General features: G+C 73.1%; 20 protein-coding genes. 7 read left to right on the top strand and 13 right to left on the bottom strand.

The window, feature by feature from the left end; all coding sequences use genetic code 11:
• Positions 1-109 precede the first annotated feature (109 nt).
• Complete coding sequence (locus ACFQRI_RS09100) at positions 110-1,267, bottom strand: L,D-transpeptidase (protein ID WP_380666583.1); 1,158 nt, start codon at positions 1,265-1,267, stop codon at positions 110-112.
• A 227-nt stretch (positions 1,268-1,494) separates the two neighbouring features.
• Between ACFQRI_RS09100 and ACFQRI_RS09095 the strand changes: the two genes are divergently transcribed.
• Positions 1,495-2,238 (top strand): SDR family oxidoreductase, encoded by a 744-nt coding sequence (locus ACFQRI_RS09095; RefSeq protein WP_380666581.1) that lies wholly within the window; start codon positions 1,495-1,497, stop codon positions 2,236-2,238.
• A gap of 48 nt (positions 2,239-2,286) precedes the next feature.
• Here ACFQRI_RS09095 and ACFQRI_RS09090 read toward each other — a convergent pair whose 3' ends face one another.
• Both ACFQRI_RS09090 and ACFQRI_RS09085 read right to left on the bottom strand, forming a co-directional pair.
• Complete coding sequence (locus ACFQRI_RS09090) at positions 2,287-3,264, bottom strand: chymotrypsin family serine protease (RefSeq protein ID WP_380666579.1); 978 nt, start codon at positions 3,262-3,264, stop codon at positions 2,287-2,289.
• A gap of 66 nt (positions 3,265-3,330) precedes the next feature.
• Positions 3,331-4,470 (bottom strand): UDP-N-acetylmuramate dehydrogenase, encoded by a 1,140-nt coding sequence (locus ACFQRI_RS09085; protein ID WP_380666578.1) that lies wholly within the window; start codon positions 4,468-4,470, stop codon positions 3,331-3,333.
• Positions 4,471-4,486: 16 nt separating this feature from the next.
• Here ACFQRI_RS09085 and ACFQRI_RS09080 point away from each other — a divergent pair, with 16 nt between their 5' ends.
• From ACFQRI_RS09080 to purU, 4 genes are all read left to right on the top strand, one after another.
• Positions 4,487-5,008 carry a DUF2505 domain-containing protein gene (locus ACFQRI_RS09080; protein WP_380666576.1) on the top strand — a complete coding sequence of 174 codons (522 nt, stop codon included), beginning with the start codon at positions 4,487-4,489 and terminating at the stop codon, positions 5,006-5,008.
• A gap of 4 nt (positions 5,009-5,012) precedes the next feature.
• The gene (locus tag ACFQRI_RS09075) at positions 5,013-5,864 is read left to right on the top strand and encodes a methyltransferase domain-containing protein (RefSeq protein ID WP_380666574.1); all 852 of its coding nucleotides are present in this window, start codon (positions 5,013-5,015) and stop codon (positions 5,862-5,864) included.
• A 92-nt stretch (positions 5,865-5,956) separates the two neighbouring features.
• Complete coding sequence (locus tag ACFQRI_RS09070) at positions 5,957-6,697, top strand: maleylpyruvate isomerase N-terminal domain-containing protein (protein WP_380666572.1); 741 nt, start codon at positions 5,957-5,959, stop codon at positions 6,695-6,697.
• A gap of 38 nt (positions 6,698-6,735) precedes the next feature.
• Complete coding sequence (purU, locus tag ACFQRI_RS09065) at positions 6,736-7,608, top strand: formyltetrahydrofolate deformylase (protein WP_380666570.1); 873 nt, start codon at positions 6,736-6,738, stop codon at positions 7,606-7,608.
• A gap of 84 nt (positions 7,609-7,692) precedes the next feature.
• On the opposite strand, the gene ACFQRI_RS09060 is transcribed toward purU, so the two are convergent.
• From ACFQRI_RS09060 to ACFQRI_RS09035, 6 genes are all read right to left on the bottom strand, one after another.
• Positions 7,693-8,241: a YbaK/EbsC family protein gene (locus tag ACFQRI_RS09060; RefSeq protein WP_380666568.1), complete on the bottom strand. Its 549-nt coding sequence runs from the start codon at positions 8,239-8,241 to the stop codon at positions 7,693-7,695.
• Between the two features lie 74 nt (positions 8,242-8,315).
• The gene (locus ACFQRI_RS09055; RefSeq protein WP_380666566.1) at positions 8,316-9,056 is read right to left on the bottom strand and encodes an alpha/beta fold hydrolase; all 741 of its coding nucleotides are present in this window, start codon (positions 9,054-9,056) and stop codon (positions 8,316-8,318) included.
• Entirely contained in the window at positions 9,056-9,340 is a 285-nt protein-coding gene (locus ACFQRI_RS09050; protein ID WP_380667306.1) for a DUF2516 family protein, read from the bottom strand. The genes ACFQRI_RS09055 and ACFQRI_RS09050 overlap by 1 nt, the downstream gene beginning before the upstream one ends.
• Before the next feature lie 115 nt (positions 9,341-9,455).
• Entirely contained in the window at positions 9,456-10,151 is a 696-nt protein-coding gene (locus ACFQRI_RS09045) for a hypothetical protein (RefSeq protein ID WP_380666564.1), read from the bottom strand.
• 6 nt (positions 10,152-10,157) lie between these two features.
• Entirely contained in the window at positions 10,158-10,565 is a 408-nt protein-coding gene (locus ACFQRI_RS09040) for a helix-turn-helix domain-containing protein (RefSeq protein WP_380666562.1), read from the bottom strand.
• 83 nt (positions 10,566-10,648) lie between these two features.
• Entirely contained in the window at positions 10,649-11,029 is a 381-nt protein-coding gene (locus tag ACFQRI_RS09035; RefSeq protein WP_380666560.1) for a VOC family protein, read from the bottom strand.
• Positions 11,030-11,173: 144 nt separating this feature from the next.
• On the opposite strand from ACFQRI_RS09035, the gene ACFQRI_RS09030 reads away from it, so the two are divergent.
• Complete coding sequence (locus ACFQRI_RS09030; protein ID WP_380666558.1) at positions 11,174-11,716, top strand: CGNR zinc finger domain-containing protein; 543 nt, start codon at positions 11,174-11,176, stop codon at positions 11,714-11,716.
• Between the two features lie 88 nt (positions 11,717-11,804).
• Here the strand turns inward: ACFQRI_RS09030 and ACFQRI_RS09025 are convergent, their stop codons facing one another.
• Positions 11,805-13,013 carry a DUF445 domain-containing protein gene (locus tag ACFQRI_RS09025; protein WP_380667304.1) on the bottom strand — a complete coding sequence of 403 codons (1,209 nt, stop codon included), beginning with the start codon at positions 13,011-13,013 and terminating at the stop codon, positions 11,805-11,807.
• A gap of 171 nt (positions 13,014-13,184) precedes the next feature.
• Here ACFQRI_RS09025 and ACFQRI_RS09020 point away from each other — a divergent pair, with 171 nt between their 5' ends.
• Complete coding sequence (locus ACFQRI_RS09020) at positions 13,185-14,354, top strand: pyridoxal phosphate-dependent aminotransferase (protein ID WP_380666556.1); 1,170 nt, start codon at positions 13,185-13,187, stop codon at positions 14,352-14,354.
• A gap of 18 nt (positions 14,355-14,372) precedes the next feature.
• Here ACFQRI_RS09020 and ACFQRI_RS09015 read toward each other — a convergent pair whose 3' ends face one another.
• From ACFQRI_RS09015 to ACFQRI_RS09005, 3 genes are read right to left on the bottom strand one after another with little or no spacing between them, the layout of a single operon-like run.
• The gene (locus ACFQRI_RS09015; protein ID WP_380666554.1) at positions 14,373-16,988 is read right to left on the bottom strand and encodes a CHAT domain-containing protein; all 2,616 of its coding nucleotides are present in this window, start codon (positions 16,986-16,988) and stop codon (positions 14,373-14,375) included.
• Positions 16,985-17,455 carry a hypothetical protein gene (locus ACFQRI_RS09010; RefSeq protein WP_380666552.1) on the bottom strand — a complete coding sequence of 157 codons (471 nt, stop codon included), beginning with the start codon at positions 17,453-17,455 and terminating at the stop codon, positions 16,985-16,987. The genes ACFQRI_RS09015 and ACFQRI_RS09010 overlap by 4 nt, the downstream gene beginning before the upstream one ends.
• Positions 17,452-18,027 carry an RNA polymerase sigma factor gene (locus tag ACFQRI_RS09005; RefSeq protein ID WP_380666550.1) on the bottom strand — a complete coding sequence of 192 codons (576 nt, stop codon included), beginning with the start codon at positions 18,025-18,027 and terminating at the stop codon, positions 17,452-17,454. The genes ACFQRI_RS09010 and ACFQRI_RS09005 overlap by 4 nt, the downstream gene beginning before the upstream one ends.
• Positions 18,028-18,098 lie beyond the last annotated feature (71 nt).

Here is an 18,098-nt window from a genome sequence, read left to right as displayed (position 1 = left end):
CCGGCGGCGGAAACATTCCCGCCGCTTCGGCGGAGCTCGTCGGCGACGGTCGACGCTACCGCCACCGGGCGCCGGCCTCGGACGTTCCGCCGCCCGGCGGTGATCGCGCTCACAGCGCGGACTTGCCCTGCCACTGGTCCCAGGTCAGCAGCCAGTCGTAGACGTCGAAGCGCGGCGGCATCGACGCGGCCGATCCGGTGATCTCCACCGGGTCGCCGATCAGCGCGCTGTCGAAGTACGCCTTGGCGTCGGCGGCCGAGAGGTTGATGCAGCCGTGGGTGTTGTTCACCGCGCCCAGCGCCGCGGCGTTGTCCTGGTTCTCGTGGATGAACTCGCCGTGGTTGGAGAACCGCGCCGCCCAGGTCTTGCGGACGTTGCGGTAGTGGTACTCCGGGTTGTCCATGATCTCGACCGGGTGCTTGGCCATGATCATGTAGGTGCCGTTGGGCGTGTTGCGGCCCGGGTCGTCCTCCTTGCCGTAGCTGGCCGCGTAGCTGGCGACCTGCTCGCCGTCCCGGACGACCACCATGCGGTGCGTGCGCACGTCGCCCTTGACGATCTGCGAGCGCCCGATGTCGAAGCCGGTGCTCAGGTCCGCCTGCCCGTAGGCCCCGCCGCCGAGCGCCAGCCCGTGGAGATCGGCCTCGACGGTCACGTGGGTGCGGGCCGGCCAGTACTCCTTGGGCCGGTAGTCGACCTGCCGGTCGTTCAGCCAGGCCCAGGAGCCCTCGACGGGCGCGTCCGCCCGCACGTGCAGCGCTCGCTGGACCGCGGCCCTGTCCTCGACCGGCTCGTCGAACTTGATGCTGATCGGCATCGCCACGCCGACCACGGCGTCGTCGGTCGGGTTGATCGTCGCGTGGATGGTCCGGTCCGGTTCGACGGTGCGGAACGAGCCGCGCACCTCGACCGGCTTGCCGTCCTCGCCGGTGGCCCGCCCGGACCAGCTGTAGGTCTTGCCGTAGCCGAGCGCCTCGGTGGCGCGCCAGCTCTTGCCGTCGGCGGCGAGCTGACCCTCCACCGCCTCGCCGTCCGGGTTGCGCAGCTCGATCGAGTCGAACGCGCCTCGCTGCACCGACGCGCCGATCCGCGCGGTCGGGCTGACCTCCTTCGCACCGGTTCCCGGCTGGAAGGAGACCTTGGCGACCGCTTCGGCCGGTTCGTCCCGCGGCCGCTCGGACGACGAGGAGCAGCCCGAGATCAGCAGCACGGCCGCCAGCGCTGCGATCAGGGCGCGCAGCGGAAGCCGGAGCTTGGCACCAGACACTTGTGAGATCCCCTTTGAAAATGTACGCAAAAGCCCCGAAGCGGGCCTTCCGCCCGCCGTGGGCCGCCGAAAATGCTTCCCCCACCCCTAAAGACGTTTCGCGAGGCTAAAAGATGTCACTCGATGGTATGCAACCGATCACAGTCGTCCGCGCTCCCCGACACCTCGCGCCGGAGCGAGCCGCCCGGCGTGGTCCGATGGGATCGAAGCGCTTCTAGGAGGTCCCAATGACTACGTCTTCAGGACGCGTGGCGGTCGTCACCGGCGCGAGCTCGGGCATCGGCGCGGCCACCGCCCGCGAGCTCGCCGAGGCCGGCTTCGAGGTCGTGGTGGGCGCCCGGCGCGTGGAACGGCTCGAAGAGCTGGCCACCGAGATCGGCGGCACCGCGCTGCCGCTGGACGTCACCGACCAGGCGTCGGTGGACGCGTTCGTCGCGCAGGTGCCGCGCTGCGACGTGCTGGTCAACAACGCGGGCGGCGCCAAGGGCATGGCCCCGATCTCCGACGCGGTCGAGGACGACTGGCGCTGGATGTGGGAGACCAACGTGATCGGCACGCTGCGGATGACCAAGGCGCTGCTGCCCGCGCTGGTCGCCTCCGGCGACGGGCACGTGCTGACCGTGACCTCGGTGGCGGCCTCCGCGGTCTACGACAACGGCGGGGGCTACACATCGGCCAAGCACGCGCAGGGCGCCCTGCACCGCACGCTGCGGGGCGAGCTGCTCGGACGACCGGTGCGGTTCACCGAGATCGCCCCGGGCGCGGTGGAGACCGAGTTCTCCGAGGTCCGGTTCGGCGGCGACAAGGACCGCGCGGCGAAGGTCTACGAGGGCATGACGCCGCTGTCCGGCGCGGACGTCGCCGAGGTCATCGCCTTCGCGGTCACCCGCCCCAGCCACGTCAACCTGGACTTCATCGAGATCAAGCCCCGCGACCAGCACTCCGCCACCCGGATGCACCGCCACCAGTAGCGCCCGCGGCGCGCCTCGTCGCCCCGGGCGACCCGCGCGGGGAGGCGCTCACACCGATGCCGAGTGCTCGCTCGGATCCAGGCGGAGGTCGAGCTCGGCCAGGACGTCGTTGATCGGGGTCGCGTAGCCGACCGCCCCGTCGGCGGTGCCCGCCACGTGCAGGCCGACCACCCGTCCGGCGTCGTCGAGCACCGCCGCGCCGGAATCACCCGGCCCGCAGTACCCGGCTCCGGTGATGCGCAGCTGCTCGCGCAGCACCCGAACGCCCAGCGCGGTCCCGTGGTCGAGCCGCACGGTGGCGTCCAGCGAGGCCACCGTCGCGCGGGCGAGCCCGGTGCCGAACCCGCGCTTGCGCACCCGCGCGCCGGGGTAGGCGCGGCCGCGCCCGGCGACCGGACCCAGCTCGGCGATCTCCGGGGTCGTGGGCACGTCGGCCACGATCCGCACCGCCGCCGCGTCCACCCGCCCGGAGAGCGCGGCGCGGGCCAGCTCGGCGTGCTCCAGCCCGCGGACGGGGTCGACCATCCGGTCGCCGACCGACCAGGCGTCGTCCAGGCAGCCGACGTCGAAGGTGGTCAGCCCCATCGGCTCGGCCAGGTCGCCGGTGACCAGCACGCCCAGCGTGCCGACGCGGCGGAACTCGCCCGCCTCCAGCCGAACCGGCCTGCGCGGCGCGATTCCGGTCCCGCCGCGCAGCACCCCGGCGGCGCAGCACCCGCCGCCGACCGGCGGTTCGTCCGGCGCGCGGTGGATGTGCTGCAGCAGCGGCCGCTCCTCGACGACGTCGGTCGGGATGCCCAGGACCTCGTCGGGCACGCAGCCGCCGCGGGGCAGCCGGTCGAGCGGCAGCTTGCGCGCCACCTGCACCACGATGCCCTGCTCACCGGCTCGCCCCGCGCGGCGCTTCGGGCCGATGTCCACCCCGGTGACCTCGGGCAGGTCGAGGAGCTCGTCCTCGACCGCTCGCTTGACCGGACGGATCACGGCCCGATCGCGCAGTTCGCGCATGCTCGGTTTCGCGGCCACCCACCCCATTCAACACTCAGTGTTAGGGGTTAGTCACCAAGAGTCACACCAACGGCCGCACCGGGCTCACGTTTCCAGGGCGCAGTCCACCAGCACCGGTTCGGGCACGAGCGTCACGCCGAAGGCCGCGCGCACCCCGTCGCGCACCTCCCGGGCGAGTTCCAGCAGGTCACGAGTGCTCGCACCACCGCGGTTGGTGAGCGCGAGGGTGTGCTTGGCCGACAGCCCCACGCGCCCGCCCGGGCCCGCGTGCCCCTTGCCGAACCCGGCGCGCTCGATCAGCCAGGCGGCCGAGAGCTTGGTGCCGCCGTCGGCGGGGTACTGCGGGATCCGCGCGTCCGCGCCCACCCGCGCGGTCAGCCTCTCCAGGACTCCGGGCAGCTCGTCGGCGGGCACGATCGGGTTGGTGAAGAACGAGCCCGCGCTCCAGGTGTCGTGGTCGGCCGGGTCCAGCACCATGCCCTTGCCCCGCCGCAGCTCCAGCACCGCCTCGCGCGCGGCCGCGGCGTCCACCCGCTCGCCCGGCTCGGCGCCCAGCGCGCGGGCCAGCTCGGCGTAGCGGATCGGTGCGGAGGCGCCCCCGTCGCGCAGCACGAAGCGGGCGCGCAGCACCACCGCGGCGTCGCTGTGCTTGAGGACGCTGCTGCGGTAGGTCAGGCCCAGGTCTGCGGCGCGCACGGTGCGCACCCGGCCGGTGCGGCGGTCCAGCAGGTCCACCGAGTCCAGCAGCTCGGAGATCTCCACGCCGTAGGCGCCGACGTTCTGCACCGGGGTCGCCCCGGCCAGGCCGGGGATGCCGGAGAGGCACTCCAACCCGCCGAGCCCCTGGGCGACCGCGTCGGCGACCACGTCGTCCCAGTTCTCCCCGGCCTCGGCGGTCAGCTGCACCAGCCCGTCGCCGACGCTGTCGTACTCGCGCCCCCGCGTGGCGATGCGCACCACGTGCCCGTCGAAGCCGTCGTCGCCGACGACCAGGTTCGAGCCACCGCCGAGCACCAGCAGCCTGCGGCCCCGGTCATCGGCCGCGCGGACCGCGTCGACGAGCTCGTCGTCGCTGGTCGCGGTCACCAGTCCGGTCGCCGGACCACCGAGCCGCAGGGTGGTGAAATCGGCCAGCGGCAGGTCGCCGCCGGGCTGTTCGCCGGGCAGCGAGGTGTCGTCGCGCACTTCTTCGGCACCGGACGTAGAGGCACTCACGACTGCCAAAGGTAACCTCCGCACCATGGCACGCCGCATCGAGCACCGAAGCACCTCCGAACGGCCCGCGGTCGAGGTGTACCGGACGCTGATCGATCCCGCCTTCCTGGAGGCCCGGCTGGCCGAGCTCGGCGGGTCGAGCGCCGTGCTGGTCAACCACGCCAAGACCGACGAGGACGCCGCCCAGTTCCAGCTGCGGCACGGCGTGTCGGCCGACTCGCTGCCCGCGGTGGCCCGCTCCGTGGTGGGCGGCGACCTGACCATCGACCGCAGCGAGTCCTGGCGCCGCGAGGAGGACGGTCACTTCACCGGCGAGATCGCCGCCGAGATCGCCGGCGCGCCGTGCTCGATCACCGGCTCGATGTGGCTGCGCGACCTCGCCGAACCGCACGGCGCGGCGGTCAGCGAGCTGGTCGTCTCCGGCGGCGTGAAGGTCAACCTGCCCTTCGTCGGCGGCAAGATGGAGGACCTGGTCGTCGACCAGATCGAGAAGCTGCTGGCCGACGAGGAGCGCTTCCTCACCGAGTGGCTGGCCCGCCGGGCGTAGCTGCATGAGCAGCACGCCCAAGAAGAAGAACCCGCGGCTGGCGGCGGGCCGCGCCCGCGCCCTCGGCGTGCCGACCAGGGGAACCACCAACCCGAACCGGCTGCGCCGCGTCGACCGGTGGATCGCGGGCACCCCGTGGGTGGCGCGCGCGATCTCCCGGGCCACCGATCCGGTGGTCATCGACCTCGGCTACGGCGCCGCCCCGGTGACCACCGTGGAGCTGGCCGACCGGCTCGCCCCGGTGCGCAGCGGGCTGCGGGTGATCGGCCTGGAGCTGGACGCCGAGCGGGTGGCCGCGGGCAAGGCCGTCGCCGAACCTCCGCGGCTGGAGTTCCGGCGGGGCGGGTTCGAGCTGGCCGGGCTGGCCGCGGGCATCCGCGGCTTCGAGGGCCCCGCGCTGATCCGGGCGCTCAACGTGCTGCGGCAGTACACCGAGCCGGAGGCCTGGAAGGCCTGGGACGAGGTCTGCGGCAGGCTGGCCCCGGACGGGCTGCTGGTGGAGGGCACCTGCGACGAGATCGGCCGCCGCTGCTGCTGGGTGGCGCTGGACCGCGCGGGCCCGCGGACCCTGACCCTGGCCTGCCTGCCCTCGGGCATCGACAAGCCCTCCGACCTCGCCGAGCGGCTGCCCAAGACGCTCATCCACCGCAACGTGCCCGGCGAGAAGATCCACGCGCTGCTGGCCGACCTGGACTCGTGCTGGGACAACGCCGCACCGATGGCGACCTTCGGCCCCCGCGCGCGCTGGGCGCAGGCCGCGCGGCTGTTCGCCGAGCGGGGCTGGCCGGTGCGGGACAACCACCGCCGCTGGCGCCTCGGCGAGCTCACCGTCGCCTGGTCGGCGGTCGCCCCCTGAGGGCCCGCGGCTCGCACCGCCGGGCGACGGCGGCCCGGCGCGGACGCTCCGGTGGTTCCGTTGAACCGCTCCCGGACCGTTTAATGGGGACCATGGGTAGCGAGTTCCACCTGAAGGCGTTCCAGGGGCAGGCAGCGGCCTTCCGCGCCGCCGCGTTGCAAGCGGGTCCGGACGCGCCGGTGTCGACCTGCAGCGGCTGGGACGTGCGCCGCATGGTGCAGCACCTGGCCCGCGTGTACGCCAGCGTCCGCCTCGCGCTCGAGACCGAACCGGACGGCGAGCGACCCGAAGTCCCCCGCCCGCCAACGGACTTCGACGAGGCCGTGGCGTGGTGGGACGACCGCTGCGCGGAGCTCGTCACCGCCCTGTCCACTATGGAACCCGATCGTCCGGTGTGGTCGTTCTTCGCCGGCGGCACCCCGGCCAGCTGGACGCGGCGGATGGCCCACGAGACCGCGATCCACCGGCTCGACGCCGAGCACGCGCTGGCCGGGCTGGGCCCGGACCTCGTGCACGAGCTGATCTTCGACCCGGAGCTGGCCGCCGACGGGATCGACGAGATGCTCGACAAGATCCTGCCGCTGGGCGACTGGTCGCAGACCCAGCACGAGGGCACCGTGCTCTACCACGCTCCGGACGCCGGGAAGGCCTGGCTGGTGACCTACCGGCCGGGCGAGCGCCCGGTCACCGAGTCCCCGCACGGCGCCGCGCTCGAAGTGGACGCCACGGTGGCGGGCACCGCCGACGCGGTGTACCGGCGGGTGTGGGGCCGGCCGAGCACCGCGATGGTCACCGGCGACGCCGCGCTCGCCTCGGTCGCTGCCGGAAGGTGAGCGAGCGCACCGCGAACCACCTGCAATAATCACCTGCCGTGAGCTCCACCGAACGCCGCTTCGTCATCAGCCTCGGCTGCCCCGACCGCACCGGGATCGTCTCCCGCGTGTCCGGCTTCCTGGCCGAGCACGGCGGTTGGATCCTGGAGGCCGGTCACCACACCGACCCGACCACCGGCTGGTTCTTCACCCGCCAGGAGGTCCGGGCGGACTCGCTGCCGTTCGGCCTCGCCGAGCTGCGCGAGCGGTTCGCCGAGGTCGCCGCCGAGCTCGGCGACGAGGCGGAGTGGCAGATCCACGACACGGCCGAGAAGCGCCGCGCGGTGATCCTGGTCTCCCGCGAGGGCCACTGCCTGCACGACCTGCTCGGCCGGATCGGCTCCGGGGAGCTGGACGTGGACCTGCGCGCGGTCATCGGCAACCACCCCGAGCTGGGACCGATCACCGAAGCGCACGGCATCCCGTTCCACCACGTGCCCTTCGGCTCGGCCCCGGAGGCCAAGGCCGAGGCCTTCGAGCAGGTCCGCGAGCTGGTCGAAGCGCACGACCCGCAGGCCATCGTGCTCGCCCGCTTCATGCAGGTGCTGCCCGCGGAGCTGTGCCAGCGGTGGTCCGGGCGCGCGATCAACATCCACCACAGCTTCCTGCCGTCCTTCGCGGGCGCGCGGCCGTACCACCAGGCCTACGAGCGCGGCGTGAAGCTGATCGGCGCCACCTGCCACTACGTCACGGCCGAGCTCGACGCGGGACCGATCATCGAGCAGGACGTGATCCGGGTGGATCACACCGACGACGTGCCGGACATGGTCCGCAAGGGCCGCGACATCGAGAAGCTGGTCCTCGCCCGCGGCCTCCGCTCGCACCTGGAGCACCGCGTCCTGGTCCACGGCAAGCGAACCGTGGTCTTCTGACCGCGGTTGCCTTTTTCATCAAGAGCCCCCCTGGCGTTCCGCGCTCGGGGGGCTCTTGATGAAAAACGGCTCGCAACCAGTGCCTTAGCGCCCGAGCCCCTCCAAGACCTCGGCGCCGGGCAGGCGGGTCAGCGCCTCGCCCGGGGCGATGAGCTTGCTGCGGCGCACGCCGCTGCCCACGACCACCGCAGCGGCTTCGGCGACGGCCGCGTCGATCAGGACCGGCCAGCCCTCGGGCAGGCCGAAGGGCGTGATGCCGCCGTACTCCATGCCCGTCAGCTCGACCGCGTCGTCCATCGAGGCGAAGGAGGCCTTGCGCACGTCGAGGCGCCGCTTCACCACGCCGTTGACGTCGGCTCGGGTGGTGGCCAGCACCAGGCAGGCCGCGTGGCGGACCTCGCCCGCGCGCTTGCCCGCGACCACGACGCAGTTCGCCGAGAGCTCCAGCGGCGAACCGTACTCCGCGCAGAAGGCGGACGTGTCGGCCAGCTCCGGGTCGATCTCGGCGACCCCGATCCGCTCGTCACCGAGCTCGCGCACGGACCTCGCGACCGGCTCGGCCAGCAACCCCGCCCGCTCCAGCGCCGGGCTGACCTCCAGCGTCCCGGCCGCTTCCGACCAATCGAATCCCATGCCTCGACGATACGAACCGCGCCGGCCCGGGCGCGCCGGGGTGCCCAGCGCTCCGCACCGCGCGGGGGCCGTCCTCAGGACAGGAAGTCGACGAGCTGACCGCGGACCGCGCGGCGGTGGGTGAGCATCGGCGCGCGCGAGGGCAGCAGCTCGAGCCGGGAGCGCGGGAACGCCGCCGCGGTCGCCTTCGCCACCTCGGCGGGGTGCAGCGGATCGTCGGTGGCACCGATGACCAGCACTTCCGCCGCGACCTCCGCCAGGGCGCCGGCGTCCTGCACGGGCACCGCACCGGGCAGCTCGCGCAGCGCGTCCCCCAGGCGCGACAGCGCCGAGGCCCGCTGGCCGACGTAACCGCCCACGTCCACGCCTTCCGGGATGTCCTCGGCGAGGATCGACCGCAGCCGGGCACCTCCGTCGTCGGCGACCACCGCCTCGGCCAGCCGCCGGTACACCTCGGCCTGCGCCGCCTCGCGCGGGCGGTCCAGGGCCGCGGGCAGCATCAGGGCGAGGCGCTCGAACCGACCCGGGTGCTCGGCCGCGATTCGGGTGAGCGCGCCGGCGCCGAGCGAGGTCCCGATCGCCCTGGTCGCGCCGACCTCGCGGGCGACCTCCAGCACGTCGGCGGCGATCGAGCCGTAGTTCCAGTAGCCGGGCGGGGCGTCCGGGGCCGAGCCGTGGCCGGGCAGCGTGATCACGACCCGCGTTCCCGGGAGCCCCGACGAGGGCAGGCGGGCCTCCCCCTCGGTGGCGCCCAGGCCGTGCACGACCAGGGTCACCGGATCGCCGCGGCCGCGCGAGGTCCAGCGAGCGGTCACTACCAGGACTTCCCCTGGATCTCCCGGACCTTCGGCCGGACGTCGACGATGTAGACCAGCGCGGCGATGATCCCGGCGATCCAGATGATCCCGTACGGACCGCGGGAGTCGAGGATCAGCAGCAGCGCGGCCGCGCCGGTGATCCCCATCCAAGCCGGCTTGGTCAGCTTGCCGACGGCCGTGAACGCATCCGCGCGCTGCAGTGCCGCGTGCACGAACGCGAAAACACCGACGGGGATCCCCACGACCCAGATCACGGTGAGGATCCACCAGTACAGCGGCATTCCGCTCGAAAAACCCACGTTCCCACCTTACGTGCTCGACACCGCGCGAGGCACCCACCCGACGCGAGAGCCCCGGCGACGCGAACGTCGCCGGGGCCTTCCCTCCCCCGTCAGGTCAGCTGTCGGACTTGGCGGTGGTCTTCTTCGCGGTGGTGCTCGTCTGCTTGCCGGCGGCCGGCTTGGTGGTCGCGGTGCTCTTGCCGGCCGTGGTCTTGGTCGCGGTGGAGGTCTTCGCCTCGGCGGGCTTGGCCTCGGCCTGCTCGCCCTCGGACTTCGACTCCTCGGCCTTCGGCTCCTCGGTCCGGGAGGCCTCGGACTGGGAGGTCTCGGCGGACTCCTCGGACTTGAACGGGCCGCCGACCTTGCCGAGCACCTCGTCGGCCAGCTCGCTGACCTGGCCCACGGTCTCCTCGACCTTGCCCTGCGCGGTGTCGACGCCCTCGCGGACCTTCTTGGCCTGCGGGCTCTCCTGCAGCTTCTGGAAGGTCTCCTCGCCGTGCTCGGCCAGGTAGGTGTAGAACTTCCGGGCCGACTGGCCGTAGTCGTCGAGCCGCTTGCGCAGCTCGGCCGGGTCGGCCTTCTGGCGCAGCTCGCCGAAGTCGGCCGGGAGGTCCTTGCGCGCGGACTCGACCCGCTCGGTGAGCTGGCTGCGGACCTTGGTCACCGCGTCGACCAGCGCCTGGTTGGCCAGGTCACCGGCGCCGAGGACGGCGAGCAGCGGCGTGCGGGCCTGCTCGACGGCGCCGCCGAAGACCTGGGTGGCCTGCTCGCGGACCTTGGTGATGTCTTGGGTCTTGGGGAAAGCCGGCATGGCGGTTCACTCCTCGGATTGCTGGGTGTCGTCCCCGTCTTCCGCGGTGTCTTGCTCCCGCCGGAACGAGGCGTAGATGTCCAGAAGCACTTGTTTTTGCCGTTCGCTGAGCTCGGGATCGGCCTGGATCGCCTCGACCACGGGCCCCCCTTCGGGGCGCTCCAGGATCCCCGCCTGCACGTAGAGCGCCTCGGCCGAGATCCGGAGCCCCTTGGCGATCTGCTGGAGGATCTCCGCGCTCGGCTTGCGCAGGCCGCGCTCGACCTGGCTCAGGTACGGGTTGGACACACCGGCGAGCTTCGCCAGCTGCCGCAACGAGATCTGGGCGTTGTTCCGTTGCGTCCGGATGTAGCCACCGAGGTCGCTCACCGCCTGGTTCACGGCCTTGTTGACGGCTTTGTCCATGCGTTCCATCGGTGCGCCTCTCCGGTTCGACATCCAGCATAGCCAGGAGTGCTAGCTATTGCAAGCACCCTGCTAGCGCCCTGCAAGCACGCCTACTGACCTGCGCACATGCAGAACGGGTGGCCGTCCGGGTCGGCGTAGACGCGGAAGTCCGCGTCCGCGCGGTCGGCGGGCTGCGGCAGCTGCGTCGCCCCCGCGGCGAGCGCCAGCCGGTGCCCCTCGTCGAGCGTCGCCACCCGGACGTCCAGGTGCATCATCTGCGGAACGTCCCGAGAAGGCCAGGACGGCGGGCGGTATCCGGGGTCGCGCTGGAAGGCCAGCGGGGCGCCGCCGGACGGGTCGGCCAGCTCGACCCAGTCGTCACCGGAGGCGGGTTCGTCGATCTCCCAGCCGAGCAGCTGCCCGTAGAACTCGGCGAGGCGCCGGGGGTCCGGGCAGTCGATGGCGAACGCGGCGAGCTGCAGCGCGGTCATGGCTTCCTCCTAGCTCGGGCACCCTCGGCCGGCTCGGGCCGTCGGCGCCGGATTCCTAACCACCATTGATGTGTTGATGGTTACTAACCATCGAAAGGAGTATGCGAGTTACGCGCACCCGCCGCAACCTCCTATTGACTTACGATGGTGTTCGTGAACAGCAAAGCTGTCGCTCCGGATCTGGACCGGCCGTCCGCGCTGGAGACGGTCGGGCTCGATTTCGACCACGACATCGAGCTAGTCCTGGCCTTCCTGAACACCTGCGACGCGGAGAAGGGCACCGAACTCCTCGACGACCAGGCGCAATGGCGGCAGTGGTGCGTCGACCGAGGACTGGACGCGGCTCCCGACGTGGCCGCGGCGCGGGAGATCCGCGACACGATGCGGGCGTCGATCGCCTGCGGCAGCGTCCCGGTCGCCATCGCGGACACCACCTGGCCGGTCCAGGTCCGGCTGCGCAACGGAATACCGACGCTGACCGGCGCGGACGCCCTGGGCGCGGTGCTGGTCTCGGCGACCCGGCTGGTGCACACCGAGCACTGGGACCGGATCAAGATCTGCCCGGCCGAAGCGTGCCTGTGGGCGTTCTACGACCGCTCCCGCAACCGCTCGCGGACCTGGTGCTCGATGCGCGTCTGCGGCAACCGGGAGAAGGCCCGATCGTGGCGCGAACGCCACACGAGCTGATCGGGGCGTCGCCGCTCGCGCTGCGCGGCGGTGCGGGTCCTCGGGCGGTCGGCTTCGCGGGCTCCGGCCCCGCACCGGGGAGCCGACCTCAGATGAGCAGCTCGGAGACGGTGTAGATCGCCAGGCCGGCCAGCGAGCCGACCACGGTGCCGTTGATGCGGATGAACTGCAGGTCGCGACCGACCTGCAGCTCGATCTTGCGCGAGGTCTCCTGGGCGTCCCAGCGCTCCACGGTGTCGGTGATCAGCGTGGTCAGCTCGTCGCGGTAGTTCGTCACGACGTGGACCACGGCGCCCTCCAGCCAGCCGTCGACCTTGCCGCGCAGCTCGTCCTCGGCGCTCAGCCGCTTGCCCAGCGAGCGCAGCCCGTCCCTGACCCGCTGGCGCAGCTCGCTGGAGGGGTCCTCGGCGGCGTCCAGGATCATCTTCTTGGCGGTGCTCCAGGCCGAGGAGACCAGGTTCTGCACCTCGGGGTGCTCCAGCACCTGGTGCTTGATCTGCTCGGCCTTGGCCATGGTGCGCTCGTCGTGCTGCAGGTCGTGGGCGAACTCGACGAGGAAGCGGTCCACGGCCTTGCGCATCTGGTGGTCCGGGTCGGTCTTGACCGCCCAGGCGAAGGACAGCACCTCGGCGTAGATCTTGTCGGCGACGATCTCGTCGAAGAACTTCGGCGACCACGACGGCGCGCGCTGGCTGACCACCCGCAGCACCAGGTCGTGGTTGTCGCGCACCCAGTCGTAGGCGCGGTCGCAGACCAGGTCGACCAGCTTGTGGTGCGAACCGTCGGCGAAGACCTGCCCGAGGATGCGCCCCAGCGGCGGGCCCCACGGCTGGGCGATCACCTTGCGGACCAGGGCGTGCTCGACCACCTCCTGCACGTCCTCGTCGCGCAGCACCTGCACCGCCCCGCGCACGGCGGTCGCCAGCTCCGAGGTGACCCGCTCGGCGTGGTCGGGATCGTCGAGCCAGGTGCCGATGCGCCTGGGGACCTCGGCGCGCTGCAGCTTGTCCCGCACCACGGCCTCGGACAGGAAGTTCGTGCCCACGAAGTCGCCGAGGCTGCGCCCGATGACGTCCTTGCGGGTCGGGATGATCGCCGTGTGCGGGATCGGCAGCCCCAGCGGCCGCTTGAACAGCGCGGTCACCGCGAACCAGTCGGCCAGCGCACCGACCATGCCCGCCTCGGAGGCAGCCCGCACGTAGCCCGCCCAGGCACCCGCGCCGGAGGCCTCCTGCCAGCGGGCGAAGAAGTAGACCGCCGTGGCGAACAGCAGCAGCGCCGTCGCCACTGCCTTCATCCGCCGGAGGCTGCGGCGCTTGTCGGTGTCGGTGGCCGTCGTGGTGTTCACGACTTCGATTGTGGCAGCGCTTTCGCTCGAACCGCGCGAATCGGCTCATGAGGGCGAGCACGTCCCGCGCCGCGAAACGAGCGGTCCCCGGTGCGCTGTCGATGCACTACCCTGCGCCACGTGCGTACTCCTGCTCTCACCACCCGACTGCAGCCGTTCACGTCGACGATCTTCGCCGAGATCACCGAGCTCGCCCGGCGGACCGGCGCGGTCAACCTCGGCCAGGGCTTCCCGGACACCGACGGGCCGGAGGGCATGCTGCGCGTGGCGCAGGAGGCCATCGCGAGCGGCGTGAACCAGTACCCGCCGGGGGCCGGCGAGCCGGAGCTCCGCGCGGCCATCTCGGAGCACCGCGCGGCCCGCTACGGAAGCCAGTACGACCCCGACTCGCAGGTGCTGGTGACCGTCGGCGCCACCGAGGCGCTCACGGCGACGATGCTGGCCCTCGTCGAGCCCGGCGACGAGGTCGTGCTCGTCGAGCCCTACTACGACTCCTACCCGGTGGCCGTGGCGATGGCCGGCGGGGTGCGCCGGACCGTCGCGCTCAAGCAGGGCTCCGAGCACCGCTTCGAGCTGGACGTCGACGCGCTGCGCGCCGCGGTCGGCCCGAACACGCGCGCGCTGGTGCTCAACTCGCCGCACAACCCGACCGGCACCGTGTTCACCGATGCCGAGCTGGCCGCCATCGCCGAGGTGTGCCGGGACAACGACCTCATCGCGATCACCGACGAGGTCTACGAGCACCTCCTCTACAACGGTCGGCAGCACCACCCGCTGGCGACCCTGCCGGGCATGGCCGAGCGGACGCTGTCGATCTCCAGCGTGGGCAAGAGCTTCAGCGCCACCGGCTGGAAGATCGGCTGGGTGTGCGGACCCGCCGAGCTGGTCGCCGCGGTGCGGGCCGCCAAGCAGTTCATGACCTTCGTCGGCGGCGCCCCCTTCCAACCCGCCGTGGCGCACGCGCTGCGCAACGAGATCCCCTGGGTCGAACAGCTGCGCGCAGACCTGCAGCGCAAGCGGGACAAACTCGCCGAAGGGCTGGATTCGGCCGGGTTCGACGTGCTGGCCAGCGAGGGCACCTACTTCATCTGCGCCGACGTGCGCCCGCTGGGCTTCACCGACGGCGCCGAGCTCTGCCGCTCGTTGCCCGAGCGCATCGGTCTGGCCGCGATCCCGGTGCAGGTCTTCTGCGACAACCCGGACGACACCAGGCACCTGGTCCGCTTCGCCTTCTGCAAGCGCGACGAGGTGCTGGACGAAGGCCTCCGCCGCCTGGAGAAGCTCGAGTGACGACCCGCCGCGCAGCGGTCAGCGACCACCTCCGTAACCGACGCAGATGAACCCGGACTCGCCGTGCGCCGCCTGGGCGCGCGCGAGCGCGGCGGCCGGCGGGCGCCCGGCGGCCAGGGCGTCGTGCAACGCGCACATGACCTCGGCCGTCCGCTCGTCGGGGACCGGGACGACGCTGGCGATCACCGTGGCGGCCCCGCGATCCAGCAGCGTGGTGGTCAGCCCGCGGAGCTGATCGCCCCTGCTGACCGCGGACTTGCCCACGTCGCAGGCCGAGAGCACCACGGTCGTCGGGCTGCGGTGCAACCGGTCCAGGTCGTGCGCGAACATCGGGCCGTCGGCCAGGTCCACGCAGGACATCAACGGCTGGTCGGACCGGAAGTGACCGTGCGCGGCCAGGTGCACGGTGCCCGCTCCGTCCAACGTGGACAGAACCTGCTCGCAGGTCGCCTCGGAGCCCCGCAGCAGTCGTCCGCCGTGCCGCTCGTGCAGCGCGCGGACCTCGCGCTCGGCGTGCTCCAGACCTGGCCCGGCGATCCACGCGCCCGGTCCGGCCGGAGCGCCGCGGCGGACCCGCTCGGCACCGCCGCGCCAGCAGCGGATCGACGGGGCGACGGTGACGCTGCGGCCGCGGCAGGTGGGGAGCGCGGACCAGGGCAGCAGGTGCAGCGCCCCGGTCGGCACGACCACCAGCGGCCTGCCGCGCTCCAGCTCGGGCAGCACCGGCCCGAGCAGCCGCGCCTGCAGGTCGGCGGCGGTGACCTCGGTGCCGTGCTGGAACATCGGCGCGGCGCGCGCGGCCACCCCGGTGGCCTGCCGCGCGAGCAGGTGCCGCAACCTGCCCACCTGCTGCTCGACCTCGCGCACCGCGCCGAGCGCGTGCAACCGCGTGACACCGTCCATGATGGACGCGGCGAGCACCGAACCGTCGTGCGCGAAGAAGCTCAGCAGCGCGGAATCGCCTAGTTCGGCGGATATTTCGGCGAGACCACCGGGGTCCGGGAGCTTGCGCGTGCCGCCCTGCGCGAGCATCGCGCGCTGCCGCACCCGCCGCTCGCGCCGCGCTACCTCGTCCCGGCCCCGCTCCGGGCGGGCACCGCGCGACACGTCCTGCACCGCTGCTCGCAGCTCCACCAGCTCGACGCCCAACCGCCGGTCGCTCGGCGGCCGCAGCGCCCGCCGCTGCAGCGCCGCCGCGCGGGACCGCTCGGTCCAGCGCAGCACCAATCGCGGATCGCCCACCCGCAACGCGGCCCGCACCGCCACCTCGCCGAGCTCGTCGGCGACGCCCAGCGCGTGCACGCGCAGCTCGAACGCGGCCATGCCCGCCGCCTGCTCGTCGACCTGCCGCAGCCCGTCCCGGCAAGCGCGGAACAGCCGCGCCGCATCGCCGTCCTGCTCGGCCAGCAGCGCCTCGGCCAGGTGTCCGAGCGCGCGTTCCTGCGGTGGCGCACCGGTTCTCGGCGTCGCGCAGCCGCCCAGCAGCGCCCGCGCGGTGCCGCCCAACCCGGCGCGCTGGGCGCAGCGAGCCGCGGTGATGCGCAGCTCGGCCGCGGGAACCGCCCAGCCGAACCGCTCGCACTCCGCTGCCACCCGGCGCGCCGCGGCAAGGGTGAACCTGGAGTACCGCCCGGCGCGCAGCTTGGCCTGCCAGGCCACCGCGCAGGCCAGCGCCGCCCACGCGGGCCGCCGCTGGCCGCGGAACGATCGCCGCGCCGCGCTCGCCTCGGTCGCGGCCGCCACCGGATCGCCGGCGCGCAGCGCGCAACCGGCCAGCGCCAGCCTGGTCTCGGCCAGCCGCCCGGAACGACCGCAGGCCTCCAGCCGCTCGGCGGCCCGCTCCATGATCACCCGCGCCTGCTCGGTGAGACCCGCCGCGGCGAGCGCCTCGCCGCGATCGACCATCGCCTCCGGCAAGACCGACTCGTCGAGACCGATGGCCTGCGCCTGCTCGAAGAGCCGCAGCGCGCGGGGGAGATCACCGGCCCGGTGGGCCACGCAGCCCCGGTTGTGCCGGCACCCGCCGGCCCGCAGGCTCCGCCCCTCGGCCGCGAAGATCTCCTCGGCGGCGGCCAGGTCTTCCTCGGCATCGGCGAGGCGGTTGTCGTAGAGGTTGGCCAAACCCCGACCGAGCAGCGCGTTGGCCCTCCACCGCCGATCGCCCGCGCCGAGCCGGTCCAGCGCCGCGGTGAACCGCTCGCGCGCCTTGCGGTGGCGCCCGGTCTGCACGTGCAGCAGACCGCGCAGGCAGCAGGCCCTCGCCCGTCCCGCGGCGTCGAGCTGCGGCTCGGCCTCGGCCAACCGCACCCGGCAAGCCGCGGTCGCCCCGCGCTCCAGCTCGATCCAGGCCAGGGTCAGCCGCAGCTGCGCGGCGGGCTCCGGCTCACCGCGGCGCAGCGCGTCCGCCAGGCCCAGCTCGGCATGGCGTCGCGCCTGCTCGGCCCGGCCCAGCTCCACGCAGGCCAGCGCGGCGACGTGCCGGGCGAGCACTCGCCGCTGGTCCGCGGACCCGCGCGCGGCGAGCAGGTCCTCGGCCTCGGCGAGCGCGGAAACCGGTTCCGCGCAGGCCTTCTCGCGCCAGCCGACGGCCAGCTCGTCCGAGCTCGGCGGGGCCACCGCCGCCCCGGCGCTCAACAGACCAGCCAATCGGCGAAGGCGGGCTCGGCCCGCTCCGGGCGGTAGACCACGCTCACCGGCCCGCGCGGCACGTCGGGCACCTCGAAGGCGCCTTGCTCGTCGAGCACCCCTCGGTGCTCGCCGTCCGGGCGGCGCAGCACGACCTCACCGGACGGGGGAGCGTGGCCCGCCCGGCTCAGCACCATCCCGGAAACCCGGTAGAGCCCGCAGGTCATCGGCACCAGGTCGAGTTCGAGCACCCGGCCGGGCATCGCGAAGGTCAGCACCCGGGGCCGCGCCCCGGAGCGGACGCCGACCGGCTCCTCCGCCGAATCGCCGACCAAGCTGAGCGATCCGGACTCGCGCTCCCGCGCGCGCCGCGCGATCGCCGCGTAGGAGGCGGTCAGCACCGACTCCGGAACCGGGTCCTCGGTGGTGAACAGCTCCCGCAGGCTGCGGATCTCGGCTGGGGTGCGCTGCCTCATCCCGCCACCTCCTCGGGCATCCCGGCGCCGAGCAGACGTCGGCGCAGCTCGGTCAGGCAGCGGCCCTTCTTCGGCCCGATGGTGCCCACCGGGATCCCCAGCGCCTCGCTGACCTGCGCGTAGCTGGTCTCCGGCGCGACCGCGAGCACCCGCAGCAACTGCTGGCAGCGCTGGGGCAGCTGCCCGAACACCTGACCCAGCCGCGATCCGGTCAGCAGCCGCAGCGCTTGGTGCTCGGCGGCCTCGACGTGCTCCGGCGGGGCGTAGTCCCCGGCGTCCAAGCCGATGGGCGCCTCCCGCTGCCGCGCCCGGGACAACCGGATCGCCTCCCGCCGCGCCGTGGTCACCAGCCAACCCGACAACCGCTTCGGGTCCCGCAGCTCGTGCAGGTTCTCGGCCAGCGACAGCCAGGTCAGCTGGCACACGTCCTCGGCGTCGGCGGGCGTCCGGGTGAACGCGCGGGACACGCCCCACACCACCGGCGCGTAGGTGTCCACCACGACGCGCCACGCCCGTTCGTCCCCTTCCGCCGCCCTGCGCAGCTGCAGGCCCGCTTCCCCCAGTTCGATCACGACCACACCTCCGACGTCCACTTCCTTGTCGACCCCCCGTGAAATAAGAGGAGCCGGGAGCGCCGTGAGAT

It is taken from the genome of Saccharopolyspora griseoalba (genome assembly GCF_042665275.1).
Classification (GTDB): domain Bacteria; phylum Actinomycetota; class Actinomycetes; order Mycobacteriales; family Pseudonocardiaceae; genus Saccharopolyspora; species Saccharopolyspora griseoalba.
Note: the sequence above shows the minus strand (reverse complement) of the source record. Positions and strands in the feature narration are given on the sequence as shown.

Bases quoted from the DNA above. Each gene is read 5' to 3' on its own strand.
- ACFQRI_RS09095 (WP_380666581.1), top strand. From the start codon at position 1,495: ATGACTACGTCTTCAGGACGCGTGGCGGTCGTCACCGGCGCGAGCTCG.
- ACFQRI_RS09080 (WP_380666576.1), top strand. From the start codon at position 4,487: ATGGCACGCCGCATCGAGCACCGAAGCACCTCCGAACGGCCCGCGGTC.
- ACFQRI_RS09075 (WP_380666574.1), top strand. From the start codon at position 5,013: ATGAGCAGCACGCCCAAGAAGAAGAACCCGCGGCTGGCGGCGGGCCGC.
- ACFQRI_RS09070 (WP_380666572.1), top strand. From the start codon at position 5,957: ATGGGTAGCGAGTTCCACCTGAAGGCGTTCCAGGGGCAGGCAGCGGCC.
- ACFQRI_RS09060 (WP_380666568.1), bottom strand. From the start codon at position 8,241: ATGGGATTCGATTGGTCGGAAGCGGCCGGGACGCTGGAGGTCAGCCCG.
- ACFQRI_RS09050 (WP_380667306.1), bottom strand. From the start codon at position 9,340: ATGCCGCTGTACTGGTGGATCCTCACCGTGATCTGGGTCGTGGGGATC.
- ACFQRI_RS09045 (WP_380666564.1), bottom strand. From the start codon at position 10,151: ATGCCGGCTTTCCCCAAGACCCAAGACATCACCAAGGTCCGCGAGCAG.
- ACFQRI_RS09040 (WP_380666562.1), bottom strand. From the start codon at position 10,565: ATGGAACGCATGGACAAAGCCGTCAACAAGGCCGTGAACCAGGCGGTG.
- ACFQRI_RS09035 (WP_380666560.1), bottom strand. From the start codon at position 11,029: ATGACCGCGCTGCAGCTCGCCGCGTTCGCCATCGACTGCCCGGACCCC.
- ACFQRI_RS09030 (WP_380666558.1), top strand. From the start codon at position 11,174: ATGGTGTTCGTGAACAGCAAAGCTGTCGCTCCGGATCTGGACCGGCCG.
- ACFQRI_RS09025 (WP_380667304.1), bottom strand. From the start codon at position 13,013: ATGAAGGCAGTGGCGACGGCGCTGCTGCTGTTCGCCACGGCGGTCTAC.
- ACFQRI_RS09010 (WP_380666552.1), bottom strand. From the start codon at position 17,455: ATGAGGCAGCGCACCCCAGCCGAGATCCGCAGCCTGCGGGAGCTGTTC.